The organism is Enterococcus sp. AZ080 (genome assembly GCF_051714945.1).
Lineage (GTDB): Bacteria > Bacillota > Bacilli > Lactobacillales > Enterococcaceae > Enterococcus_B > Enterococcus_B pernyi.
On the sequence record NZ_JBIOSV010000001.1, the window covers coordinates 1,856,760 to 1,869,723 of the forward strand.

Sequence of the window (12,964 nt, forward strand, 5' to 3'; positions counted from 1 at the left end):
TATAAAAAATAACAAAATTATTTAAAAAACAATTATTCGATAAAAAACACGGCAATTCCAACTATTTCCCCTTAATTTAAAACAGATTATTTTTAAATTATAATGATTTTTTATTTCAAACGTTTGTTTTTTTTGTATACTTATAATATGCACATCTTTCCCTGAGCCTATCTAACTATGTGTTTTAACTTTAAAGAGAGACTATATTTCTTACATATTTATAGAAAAATAAAGATTGGAAGCCAGAATAATGGAAAATTTACCCATCACCTTACAACTTGATAATCAGTTTAAACGACAATATCAAATTTTAAATTTAGTACATAAAAATAAAACCAACCAGTTAACGCTCAATGATCTTTCTCTTAACTTAGAGAAGTCAAAACCAACACTAAAAAAAGACATCGAGGAAATCAACCATGCGCTGAATGAGCAGTGCGTTTCACTAAAGATTGATCACAAAGGACTACTATCGTTTCACTACAAAAAGGTAATGACGATCGATTCAATGATCACCTTATTAGCTAAAAGGACCATCACCTACCAGATCATGGATCTATTGCTTCATAATGTAACTTACTCAACCGATGAATTAGCCGATGCCTTGATGGTCTCTAGAAGTACAATTTTTAAAACGATCCGTCATATGAATAATATCTTGAAGGAATTCAGTGTGACGATCACCACTGGACCATTGAGTTTATCAGGTAGAGAAGAAGATATTCGTTTTTGTTTTTTTGCCTTTTACTCAAGTTTTGGCGATAGTACGATCATTGATTCAGATAGTGAAATCGATGCACAGTATTTAGTCGACGAAGGCCATAAAAGAGATCATGCCTTTTTACATTTTAGCCATTTTCGTGCCGCTTTATGGCTGTCGATTGCAAAAGCACGTTGGAAGTGTAAAAAACTTTGCAACTTAAATCGAAGTATCAAAGTGTTGATCAAAAGCAGCAAAGGCTTCTCTTCACTTGAGCCATTATTACAGGATTACTATCTTTCACGCTCCAATGAAACACTCTCATTAAATGAAACGATGTGGTTATACTTGGTCTCACTTCATTGTATTTCCTACACACGTCAAAGCAATTTGGACGATGGTCGCTCCTATGCATTTTATCGAGAAGAAAGCCCGGGTGTCATCGAAGCGATCCAACGTTTTCTAGCGACTGTTTTCCCGGAACACATGATCAAAGACGGGACACTAGAAAAAATGGAAGCTTACTTGGTCAATGCGCGTTTACTTTCTAAAATGAGCCATACTTATGAATTACATTCACCCACGATGGTGACACAAATGAAGGCACGTTATTCTGAGCTCTACCAAGTATGGCTTGAAAAACTAACGATTCTAAAAAATAACCCATTATTTGGTTTTGTTCATATCGACTATCTTGCAGCTGCGTTGACAACGTTTCATGCTTCGCTGTTGATGAAGCAGTCGTATCGCCCTTTACGCATTTTGTTTACGATCCAAGGACCGCCATCTTTAGATGATTATATCCTGAATGAGATCGAGACACTTTTTATGCAACGGTCAACGGTCGAATTTCAAATTGAACATGCTGTCACAAAAGAATCGATCGAAACCTACCAAGCTGATCTCGTAGTTTGTAATTACGATCTTCATTTGATTGATGAACAGGTTTGTCGCATCCATCGAATCTCCAATGTACCGACGATAGCGGATTGGCGTCTTTTAATGGAGACGATCACTTATTTGTCTTTGCCTGCGTATTCAGAAACTAACTAAAGGAAAAACACTCCCTATCCTTTAGCCGTGATCTCAAAAAGACGTCGAAACAGACGTGTTTAACCTCGAGAAATAAGGCGCCACCCACGAAATTTGTTCTCCAAGTTTTCGTGGGTGGCGCCTTATTTTGCGAAGAGGTTTCTTCTATTCTTGCCGTTCATTCGGTTTTAAGTGGTACGAGAGGACGAATATCACACTCTCTTTTGATTGTCTCAGCCCTCTAATGGAACATTGAAATTTAAAAATATTTTCCTTTTTTTCTTTTCTGCTTCTACTAAAGCCTGGCGATACTCAGAAATTGGATATACGGGAGCGGTAGTTAGTAGATTCAATTGTCCCTCTTCAACCAAACGGAATAGTTGTTGAAATTGTTTTTGCCATTCTTCATTGGAAACCGAATCCGCCCAATGCCTTAGATGATAGACTTTAGCTTGGATCGGCAATGTTTGGATAAACGCCCAATCAACTTGTTGACCAGAGAGTAACCCGATCGCAACGAACTTCCCATACGGTTGAATCGCTCGCGCCATGGTTTCACCGCTTTTCCCACCTACTTGATCAATCGCCGCCCTTACGCCTTTCCCCTTTGTATATGCTAAAATTTGCGGCAACGTTGTTTCTTCATCCCAAAGAACGACCAAATCTGCTCCTAGTTCAGTTAACTCTTCTTTATATTTTTCGTGGCGAACGATTGCAATGACTTTAAATGATAAAATTTTACTCAATTGGATAAAAATTCTACTAATGGAAGAATTTCCTGCGTTGAGCAAAATATGATCTCCTTTATTCAGGTTCAATTCTTTTGTACAGATCAACCAGGCGGTTACAGGATTGATGTACATCTGGGCAGCTGTCAAAAGATCGACCGAAGAGGGAACAATAACTAATTCACTCTTGGGTACTGTGTGATAGGTTTGCCAAGTTCCTTCCCCTCGTAGAGGTAAAACGTATTGTCCTATCATTTGTTCATCCTGAGGATCAGTGACTTGGATCACTTTCCCGACACCTTCATACCCAGCAATTTGTGGCAAGTTGATGCGATGTGCATAGGCGCCGTGGATTGGAATCAAATCAGAAGGATTGATTGGAGCCACTAACATTTTGACCAAGACTTCTCCTTGTCTTAAAGAGAGTGGTTGCTCTGCTAGTTGCACAACCTCTTGTGGCAAGCCAAACGCTCGGTAAATCAGACAGTGATTTTTCATTTTTTTCTCCTTTGATGATCGTTGGATTCTTTTCACAAGTGTAACATTTACCTAAAATAAAAAGAAGACTATGCGCGCCTTAGAAACGAATAAACGGCGGAAACAGAAGTACGATCTTCAAAAAAAGACGACCACAAAAATTTTAAGAGGCAATTTTCATGGTTGTCGCCTGATTTCTTGAGCTTAAACACTTCTGTTCCCATCTCTTGTGATATCCGTGAGATAATGAACCGGTACAGATCAATTAGTAATGACGTATCAGTTGAATGCTACGACTGTTACTTTGACAGTTTTTGCCCCAAAACCATACTGATTCGCCATCAGTACCACTTCATATTCGCCAGGAATAGGCAAAACATTGTTCTCTTTGATGACTGCACCTTTCACGACTTTGCCATCACTATAAACAGTTCGTGCATTTGTCGCTTTGATGATGGAGGCGTCATCTATTTCTTCGGCCGTAATAACAGCATCTTCTGCTAAAAAAGTATAGCCTTCTGTAAGATTTTCAGAACGAACGATCACTTCAACTGTTTTTTCAATATCTCCTTTATCGATACCGATCGTTACTTCATAGTAACCGACTTCGTCTTTGACTGTCGATGCTTTGATCACTGGTCGTGCGTCGACTGGTTGACCAGATAAATCTGTCACAGTGGCCCCGACTGCCGCTAAGATTGATTGGTCATTCGTCTGTCCGACAGTCACAGCAGCATCTGCTGCATTTAAAATGTACTCTTGTTGTGGGACTTGCTCCCCAACTACTGTGATTTTCACTGTTTTTTCCACACGTTCATCTTGTTCAAGACCAATCGTCACTTCATATTCTCCCGGAGTATCTTTCACTGTGCTATGCTTGATGATTGGTACAACTTGTTTTCCTAATGTTTGATTGAACACATACGCATTGGTAGCTAACAAAAGGGAGTAATCATCTGTCTGTCCGACCATGACTTCTGCATCTTCTGCAATCACGAAATAATCAAAGTTAGGGATTTCAGTTTCTTCTCCTTCAACAGTCACATTCACTGTTTTTTCAATCGTAGAGTCTTGACTGATTCCTAATGTGACTTTGTAGACACCTGCTTTATTTTCAACGGTTGAGGATTTGATGATTGGTTTCGCTTCGTACGTCAAATACCCATCTTGATCCTTCACTTCAGCGCCACTAGCCCAGAGAATTGTCGCCTCATCGGTTTGCCCAACTTGTAAAGTGATATTCTTTTCCAAGACATTCAAATGATACTTAGGCTGGTCCTCTGGATTTTGTACAGTGATTTTCACCTTTTTCTCAATAGAAGCATCTTGGACAACACCAAATGTCACGTCATACTCTCCCGGAGTATTTTGGACTGTTGACTGTTTGACAACGACTTGTCCCACTTTTCCTGTCGTTGCATCGATTGCATATGCCCCACTTGCCGCTATCAATGATTGTTCATCTGTTTGTCCAATAAAAACTATCGTATCTTCAGCAAGTAATTGATAATTGGGCTGACCTACTGTGTCCTCGTTTGCCTGCATCACGGTGACAGTGATTGTTTTTTCAATAGTCATATCTTGATCGACAGCGATTGTCGCTAGATAAGTACCTGGAAAGTCTTGGACAGTGGATGACTTGATGACGGCTTTTGCGTCCACTGCTTCACCACGCTGATTCGTGATCTCGACATTAGCAGCTGAGATGATTGATGCCTCATCCGTTTGACCGACCATGACTGTCGCATCCTGGGCACTGAATACGTAGCTTTCTTTGTCTGAGACAGTGACTTTGATCGTTCGTTCCACACGAGGATCTTCCTTGATCCCTAAGGTCATTTCATACTCACCTAATTGATTTTCAACGTTTGAGCTTTTTACGATCACATCAAATAACTCGCCCTTTTCATTACGTGCATAGGCACCGGCAACTTTTAGAATGTAATCAGTAGCGGTTTGTCCTACTAGTACAGTCACGTCTTTTGCCAAAATCGTATATTTTGTTTCTTCTTATTTCTCATTTAAAACTGTTACTTTTACTACTTTTTCCACACTGACACCTTCTTTTAAGCCAACGGTCAGCTGATATTCCCCTGGCTTTGCTTCAACGGTTGTTGCTTTGATATAAGGCGTGAAATCACTTAGAGGTTCCCTTCTCCATCAACAACTTTCGCATCTGCAGCCACTAAGAGTGACTTAGGATCAATTTTTTCAGGCAAGACAGTTGCATCATAAGCGACTAACTCATACTTTTGTTCTAAACGATTGATTTGTTCTCGGTTAGAAGTGATCGATCCTAGTCAAGACTGATTGCGTTGACTCGTCTGTATCGAATCATTCCCCTTCCTCTTTTCTACTGATTGAATTGTTGCTGACACATGGGAAACTGTCACCATTGTTGTCGACACAGAGAGAGCGAGCAACATCAACGGACACATTGTTTTCTTTTTTTCATAATGTAAATCATCCTCCTAAGGAAATTTTACCCACCAATTATCTACGGATAGATTCTTCACCCATTCATAGTCCCTTTTTATTAGCGGTTTTTTGCAAATAAATAACAATCTACATCCTTTAACCAAGAATAATAACACCATTCATCAGCGTTATCGTGCTTATTATTTCCTATTATATAAATAAACACCAATAACTTAGAAATATTCGTCATTGATTATTTCTATTAAAAGAACATTCAATTATTAGAAATCTCCCAGTATCATAATTTTTTCAGAAATAAAAAAGAAAAATCGAAATATCCCAGCTAAGATTCGATGGCTGCTCCATCATGGAACAGCCATTTGATGATATACCTGATTTGTGAAACCCTTACCAAATACTCACAATAAGCAATTGAAGGAGTCATGCTTTTATGGATGCAGCTTATCGATTAACAATGAAAATAGATCAAAATGAACCGATTGAAGATCCCATGATCGATCTTGAGCAATCACAGATCGTCAAAAAATATGAACAACAAGAGAATCTATCCGCTTTAGGAAAAATTTTTGCTTTGGTTGGTTTAGCCGAAATCCCCTATGCAAGTTAATTACCAGTTACCCAGTCATTGATCCAGTATGTAGAAAAAACGATTGCGACGTCAGACGGTTTTTCTTATACCGGAAAAGCAGAAGATATCGTTCCTTGCTACAATGCAATGTTACTGGAAGCCTATGTTCGTCTCGGTTTAGGGCAAAAACTTTCTGCACAGCGAGCACTCATGTGGATCAAAAATTATCAGCTCTTTGAACGGAATCAAACAATCTCATGGACAGGACGTGGTATTTGTCAACATGGCGGTTGCTTAAGAAAAACCCCTTGTTACATCGGCATTGGAAAAACTGTTCGTGCGTTGATCACTTATCAAAAAATGGTGGATCAAACTGACCCACAAGTAAAAAAAATGATCACTGATGGTGTGATGTATATGGAAAAGCATCAATGGTTCAAACGCTTATCGAATGGACAGCCCATTTCTGCACACATTACAGAAAATATGTTTCCACAAGGCTACGTTTTATCCTTGACCGATCTTATCTACATCGCTTCTCATACTCCAGATCTTGATCAAGCGGCATTACGCCCACTGATCGAGTTATTGAAAATGAAGCAAACCAAAACAAAAGGTTGGAAAAATGAATATATCTATCGCTATAATGGTTACCAACCTTTCAGTATGCGTCGCCAAGACTGTCCTTGGATCACTGAAATGATCTTACATTTCATCCGTACAAACTTGTTAAAATCATTTTAAAAAAATGGTCGATATATAACAAAGGAACCTAATTTCACTTTTTTAAATGTTATTAAAAAACGAACGTTCCGCATGAACACCTTTTCACAAATATCTTTAAATCAAGCTTTCATATATAAAAATCACTTATTTTTATTTTAAAATAAAAAAAAATATTTTGTTATGATACTATTAATAGTTTTAAAAATAACACAAAAATGGTATTATTTGATTACGAAGATTATAGAGGAGTGAATGATGTTGGTTCAGTTAAGCAAGTTTTTATTTTGGTTTCCTTTAAGTATTGCCGTGCTAGCATTTTTTTATTTCTTTAAATTAACTAAGCGCACTTTCCTGGTGTTCCTAGCTGCATGTCCAGTGATTTATTTTATCACTAAAATCATGGCGTATTACTTTTACGATTCTCTGAGGGTGTTTGTATATTACGAAATCGGCCTTCTAATATCTGTGATTTTTTTCATCAGTGTGCTTTATTATTTCTATAAAAAACGCTAACTGACAGAAAGAGATTGTGATCCCTATGCTAAGACTCGTGTTAACATAAGGATCACAACCCCTTTTGGTTACTCTTCTTTTTTCTTCTTACGTATGAATAGAAAATAAATGATCAATAGAAGGATGATCCCAAGTAAGACACCCACAACTATATAGACCCATGTTGGGATTGACTGCTGATTCACTTTAGAGATTGCTACCTTATTCACTTCTTTCGCATCACTCTCACTGATTGAAAAATCGCGATCGAATACCCACTCGTTGTCTTTTGCATCTGAGATTGTCAAATGTAAGGAATAATCTCCCGCTTCCAGTCGTTCATTGTCCCAATCGATTGCAAATCGATACGTTGACAAGGGCGCCATTTGCATCTCTTTATCATAAGATACTTCTTTTATGACTTCCCCTGTGGCATCTTTCACCTCAGCTGCATATTTCAAATGACCGATCGCATCCATCGTTGGATTCTTCAAAGTTGCTACCACACTTGTTTTCCCAAATGAAATGGCTGGTTCGACGCCTTCTAATTCCACCTTTCTTTGCACTTCATTCGTATTATTCGTTAATTTCAATCCTAAGACATAGCCATAATTGTTAACGATTTGGCCCTCTTGTTCCGCTTGACCTATTTTCATGACATGGATGGCTGCCAAGATTTGTCCATCAAATTCTTTTTCCGGCATTGTGAGGTCAACGCTAACTTCTTGTGACTTCCCACCAGCTAAAGTGATGCTTTCTGGGACTTTCGCAATGTTGTTGATTTGAAATTCCTCCGGTATATCTGATTCATCAGTTGGTTGCGTGTAATCAATAAATCCTTGATCATTCGTATAGGCTTGGTTTACTGCAACCTGATAAGTTGACTCTTCATTCGATGTATTTTCTATCAGGAACTTGATCGTTTGTTTTTGACCAGGTTCTAGTTGTAAATCAAAATAAGTTAATTTTTTATCGGCTTGATTTTCTGGAATAATTGCTTTGATATGAAAGCCCACTTCACTCTCAGTCTCTGCCTCGGTGACTAAGGGGAAGCAAAAAGCAAACATGAAACAAATGATTAAAATTATTTTCCGCATCACTACACCTCATTTATCGATTCATTTGGTTTTTCCCAGAGATTTGATCATGAACAAAAACCTATAGAAAGAATTGAAGCAATCGCTGAATGCGATTGCTCCAATCTTCTCAATTTGAACACAGCCATTAAGAAGCATCTGCCGTATTGTACAATTGATAATTGATCGTACCGTTCAAGACATTATTTACTTGTAAGACATTGCTCGGATCGGTAAAACCAATTGCGATCGATGTTACCGGAGTGGTGATTTGACCGGTATTATTTCCGGCATCTGGTGTAGTCGCTGATCGAGCGACAATCCCAGTTGCGCCTGTACAAACTAATTGTGCGCCATTGATTTGGAATGAATTCACATCAAATGTGGCTGGTGCAGCTGCTCGTGTCAATTGATTATTCGCAACAGTTGCTCTCACAGACCATGCTTGAGCGATACTATCATTTGAAACAACGATATTTCCTGGTGTACCGATCGTTCCAGTACTAAGTGAATACGTGCCATTTTCGATTTCCGTCTCAAACGCATAAGTCGCTGGAACGGCATCGAGTCTTAAATCTCCTGAAGTAGCATCGGTGATCGTTACAGTCGTTGGTGTACTTCCAGTTTGTCCTGGTACCTCTGCTGCGAATGCTGCTACTCCACCTATATTTACTAAAATCAACCCTGCGAATACTGCACTTAATGTTTTTGTTTTGTGGTTCATTTTTATTCCTCCTTGATTTTCAATTAATCTACATCGGCAACCACATTTACGAGGTTGACCGTCTGTATCGCTTTATAGGTACCACTTGGACTATTAGCAGGAACACTCAACTTAATACTTTCTTTCGGGATGATCAATCGAAAGTTTTGTTTCGTTCCTTGACTGACTTTGACGAGTTCTTGCGTTTCACCATGACTGATATTTTCTATATCATTGACTTGATAGACACTGTTTTTTTCTGTCGTCAACTGTCCATCTTTCATAGAAAGTTTTGCTGTATATTCCTGCTGATTTTTAAAAGCAGATAATGAATAATCGAGTTTCCACCCGTTTGTTCCAGAACGATTGTCAACCACTTCGATCACTAGATCTTGCTTTGCTGGTACTTCAATGTCCGTCTCAGGGACTGGGTAGCGATCAAAAGTTGGGGGTATTACTTTCTTTAAATAAATAGCAGGTTCGATGATTTGGACATTCACTGCTGATTTTTTCTCTTCACCAACAGAAGACGCTCGAATCTTTGAAGGAGAAACAAACATCAGGGGCAAGATAAATAGTAGCAACCATTTGATTTTAGGCTTCATCGCTTCTGCCTCCTTGATCGATACATCAGTCCGACAAATCCAATCAGCAATGTACCGAGAAATGCAGACGTTCCATACAACAAACTACCTGTTTGCGGAAGCATCCCTTCCGCTTGCGGTTTGGTCGTTCCACTTTCACCCTTATCTATGGGACTCACTTCGTCTTTTTCATATAATTCAAACTGGATTTCTTGCTGATCGGAAGCAATCACCTCGTCGGCAAACGTAGGAGCGACTCGCACAAAGCCAGTGAACAAAACAACACTAAGCAGGAACAAAAGATTCATAGTTATTCTCTTCATCTCATCGCCTCCTTATTCGATCGTAGCCGTGTTATATAGCTTCCAATTGGCTGTTGCTCGTCCACTATAATCACCTACAGGCAACAGTTTTGAGCTATTTAACAATACACCCGCATTTTCACTCATATTCAGCGTATAAACATAACCAGTCGGGGTCACACTCGCAGAATCAAACACTTTGATTGGTGAATTACCCAGATTTTGAACCGCACTCGTAGGACTTGTTTTCCAGACGAAAGAAAAAGGTGCGTTCGTTCCACTCGTGATCGAAAGTCCAACTGACCAATTTCTTGTTGTTCGTGGATCTCTCGAATCCCATACCTTTAATTCTAAGCTATTGCCCGCATCACGATCCAAGATCCCTTTACTTTGACGAACCTTTCGATTCGTCCATTTGAATGTACTTGGTGCCTGCTCAAGTCTTAATTCTCCAGTGTAGTTTACCGTCAGATTCAATGACGCTGCCGGTTCTTCAGGTTTCGTCATTTTTCCGGAGGAGTAGACTTCAATGACAAATTTATTCTCACCATAATCAAAATATTTTGTTGGGATCATTAACTGTGTATTTGCGTTAAAATTTGTCGCCCCTGTTGTCGTGACATCAGAGAATGGAACATCAGTGAGATAATTCGTTCCTTTTCTCACTTTGAAACTCAATCGATCGCCGATATCTAAATCTTTCCAATAAAATGTTCTTTTGTACCCAGGATCGCGATTCGCAGAGATATCCAACGTCTCACTAAAATTGGTCACCGTATTGACATTTTCCCATGACAAAGCAGTAAATTGATCCGTTTTTCGAACCCAATAATACACGGTATCGCCATAGTAGATGATGTTTGTTGTATCATTTGGTGTCGTTCCCACTGGATTTGCCAAGACTGAACTTCCGTAACTAGTTAGTGCATCCGCTGACAATGTTCTTGTTGGTGCTGAATAACTCAGTGTCGCTGAATCTCCTGGATTGAGATTGATCGCGTTATTGGCTATTGTCGTGACCACTGTGATCACGCCAGTCGTTGTATTATTTGTCACGACTGTTGCTAAATTTGCTGGGGCAATCGTTGACGTCACCCCTGCAGCAGTCGTTTTCGTGATCGTCGGTGTGACTGTCGCATTTGTTGCCAAATTGACTGCTTTCGCATCAAGTACCGTCGTCCACCTCGTAGTATTCAAGGCTGCTTCACCTGTATTTACCTTGATCGTTGATTGGATCTTAGCTGGCTGCTCACTCATCAAATATTTACTTTTACTTGTATCTGTACTTGGAACAGTCACAGATGTATTGGCGTTGTCCAATACATTACTCGTCACTGTCGCGCCTATCGGTATCGGCGGCTGAGTAAAAGCAAAACGAACTTGTCCTGATACGCTACCGTTGGCCGCTGTAAATCCCCAGTAGGCTCGATTGTTGTTGGTCGCTAATTGTAATTCCGAGTTCAAATCCCCCCAAGGTATCGTTGTGTCAGCAGTTTTTGCTCCATTGACAGGATTTCTAAATGAATACGTAAAGTTCCGTGTGTTGCTATTAAAGCTATAATTGAACTCGTACCATGTTCCATCTTGGACATTGGTACTGACAGCTCCATTAAGTGGGATCAAGCTGTTGTGTTTGATCCGTCCGGGATTGGCGAGGGTCAAAGTGAACCACTCATTTGCTCCTAAATCACCATTCACTGCATTGATTGGTTGATACGTTCGGCTTAGGTTACCCGGAAAGGTATACGCCATATGTGGCGTACTTCCAGCAGGAATCTGTGCGTCATAGCGTGCTCTACCAGTTACTGCTTCATTGGCAAATAAATCAAATTCAACCGCAAATGAATTACGAATAGCTGTCGTTTCTGGCGTTCTCTGAGCCAATAACTCATAGTAGCCGCCAGTCGCTCCGTAGACACCCAAGTTTTGACCGTCGACACCTACCGCTCGTGAGTTCGTAATGGCCGTTGTTTTTCTTGCATCGTTATGCATGACAAACGCCACGCCATCTGCTTGTTGTGTGCCAAAATTGACGTAGACACGTTGCGAAAAGGATTTTGTGAAATCCAAGCGATACGCGTCATTTGACCAAATCGACGTCCAGTTATTACTCCCCGAAAGAGAGATTTGTGAAAATGGTTTTCCGCCATTGTCATTTGTATTCGTGACATTTGAAACGACAGCCCCACCATTTGGTGCGGCAAAAGCGCCACTGATAGGGATAGCTCCCGGCGGTACGTATTGAGAACCTGTACCTGTTGCAAAAGCTTGGATTGCTCGTGCCTGGGGTGGTTGATAGTCAGAAGACGTCGAGCTTTGCTCTTCCGCTACTTTCGCTTCACTGGTTGCTTGCTGTGTCTCAGTTGTTTCCTGATTTTCTCCAGTTTCGCTATTTTCTTCAATGGTACCGCTCGTTACTTCGGTTGGTTGACTCCCTGAAGTACCTGATTGATCATTATTTTCTGGTTCAACAAGTGGAAGAATTTCTCCTTCAGGTGGTGTCAGATCCGTCAGTGTTCCATTTGCGGACTTGTACTTGACAAATAATCGAACAGGTTCAGTTGGTTTGGTAAAATGTAGGGTAGAAAATTGTTCTTCTGTCAACACCTGATTCTCAGTAATGGATTGATCATCTATCATACGTGGGATTTTTTCACCCTTAGAATCAATCAAATTTACGGAAAATTGTAACGCTTCAGATGAATTTTTTTCTAGTTTAAAACGCACCCCTTTATTCGTGTCTTCGAGTGATAACGCCACTTCTCCATTATCGACCAACACATTTGTTGACTGCCTTTGATTGACATCAGCAAAAACAGAAGAGCAAACGCCTCCAATAAAGAACACCACAATAATAATGAACGTTATAAAAAACGGTCGCGTATTGGTTTGAATTCCATTCCTTATCCCCACAAACTTTACCTCCTTTGTCCAAACTATCGCAATTTGAATATAGAAGACTTTTAAAAAGTCGTTACTTTTATCATTTTTTCAAATAGCCTTTGAGATCAGGTCCATTTCTACTAGATTTCACTAGAAAATGAAAATTTATCAAAGACTATTATGTAAAAACAACGGAGGAACTAAGCGAGTTACCCAAAATAAAAAAATAAAACTATGTATAATCTAACTATTCT

At 39.6% G+C, this 12,964-nt stretch carries 10 protein-coding genes; 3 read left to right on the plus strand and 7 right to left on the minus strand.

The window, feature by feature from the left end; all coding sequences use genetic code 11:
- The first annotated feature begins 250 nt into the window (after positions 1-250).
- Positions 251-1,753 carry a helix-turn-helix domain-containing protein gene (locus tag IGK01_RS08750; protein ID WP_224434103.1) on the plus strand — a complete coding sequence of 501 codons (1,503 nt, stop codon included), beginning with the start codon at positions 251-253 and terminating at the stop codon, positions 1,751-1,753.
- A gap of 212 nt (positions 1,754-1,965) precedes the next feature.
- Here IGK01_RS08750 and IGK01_RS08755 read toward each other — a convergent pair whose 3' ends face one another.
- Complete coding sequence (locus tag IGK01_RS08755) at positions 1,966-2,958, minus strand: zinc-dependent alcohol dehydrogenase family protein (protein WP_096081610.1); 993 nt, start codon at positions 2,956-2,958, stop codon at positions 1,966-1,968.
- Positions 2,959-3,216: 258 nt separating this feature from the next.
- Positions 3,217-4,926: a hypothetical protein gene (locus IGK01_RS08760; protein WP_438840665.1), complete on the minus strand. Its 1,710-nt coding sequence runs from the start codon at positions 4,924-4,926 to the stop codon at positions 3,217-3,219.
- An 880-nt stretch (positions 4,927-5,806) separates the two neighbouring features.
- On the opposite strand from IGK01_RS08760, the gene IGK01_RS08765 reads away from it, so the two are divergent.
- Both IGK01_RS08765 and IGK01_RS08770 read left to right on the plus strand, forming a co-directional pair.
- On the plus strand, positions 5,807-5,983 hold the full coding sequence (locus IGK01_RS08765; RefSeq protein WP_409173474.1) for a hypothetical protein: 177 nt from the start codon (positions 5,807-5,809) through the stop codon (positions 5,981-5,983).
- Between the two features lie 18 nt (positions 5,984-6,001).
- Complete coding sequence (locus IGK01_RS08770; protein WP_375152382.1) at positions 6,002-6,688, plus strand: hypothetical protein; 687 nt, start codon at positions 6,002-6,004, stop codon at positions 6,686-6,688.
- 563 nt (positions 6,689-7,251) lie between these two features.
- Here IGK01_RS08770 and IGK01_RS08775 read toward each other — a convergent pair.
- The 5 genes from IGK01_RS08775 to IGK01_RS08795 all read right to left on the minus strand — a co-directional run bounded on the left by IGK01_RS08775 (position 7,252) and on the right by IGK01_RS08795 (position 12,740).
- Entirely contained in the window at positions 7,252-8,259 is a 1,008-nt protein-coding gene (locus tag IGK01_RS08775) for a DUF916 and DUF3324 domain-containing protein (protein WP_438840666.1), read from the minus strand.
- A gap of 127 nt (positions 8,260-8,386) precedes the next feature.
- Positions 8,387-8,962: a hypothetical protein gene (locus IGK01_RS08780; RefSeq protein ID WP_438840667.1), complete on the minus strand. Its 576-nt coding sequence runs from the start codon at positions 8,960-8,962 to the stop codon at positions 8,387-8,389.
- Between the two features lie 23 nt (positions 8,963-8,985).
- On the minus strand, positions 8,986-9,546 hold the full coding sequence (locus IGK01_RS08785; protein WP_010735042.1) for a WxL domain-containing protein: 561 nt from the start codon (positions 9,544-9,546) through the stop codon (positions 8,986-8,988).
- Positions 9,543-9,848: an LPXTG cell wall anchor domain-containing protein gene (locus tag IGK01_RS08790; protein ID WP_010735041.1), complete on the minus strand. Its 306-nt coding sequence runs from the start codon at positions 9,846-9,848 to the stop codon at positions 9,543-9,545. Before IGK01_RS08790 ends, IGK01_RS08785 begins: the two co-directional genes overlap by 4 nt.
- A gap of 12 nt (positions 9,849-9,860) precedes the next feature.
- Positions 9,861-12,740: a hypothetical protein gene (locus tag IGK01_RS08795; RefSeq protein WP_438840668.1), complete on the minus strand. Its 2,880-nt coding sequence runs from the start codon at positions 12,738-12,740 to the stop codon at positions 9,861-9,863.
- Positions 12,741-12,964 lie beyond the last annotated feature (224 nt).